This window comes from Bacillus sp. SIMBA_031, from assembly GCF_046535225.1.
Classification (GTDB): Bacteria; Bacillota; Bacilli; order Bacillales; family Bacillaceae; genus Bacillus; species Bacillus velezensis.
Genome location: NZ_JAWRXC010000456.1, coordinates 1 through 255, shown reverse-complemented (window position 1 = coordinate 255; position 255 = coordinate 1). Strand labels below are relative to the sequence as shown.

The window sequence follows — 255 nt, the reverse complement described above, 5'->3', positions numbered from 1 at the left end:
CCACTGATTCGGGACTATTCAGCGCTATGCCGGACCGAATCGAAGCGACTGAAAACTCAAAGTGGTGGAGAAACGGCCCGCTATGCGTTGACTGTGGGGTGTTGTGGAGTAAAGTGGAGCGCATAAGAGGGTAGTGGCAGCGTTGGATATGTGAGGCACCTTTACTGAGGGGCGGTGGGCAGGTGTTTCTTGGCACTCACTCTCCGCGTCTGGACGAAAAGGGGCGGATCATCCTGCCAGCCAAATTCCGCGAGG

Annotated in this window: 1 pseudogene; it reads left to right on the top strand. The window is 56.5% G+C overall.

The features are described 5' to 3' along the window. Window positions 1–182: 182 nt before the first annotated feature. Window positions 183–255 (top strand): annotated as a pseudogene (locus tag SB724_RS21010) (division/cell wall cluster transcriptional repressor MraZ); the annotation flags it as partial.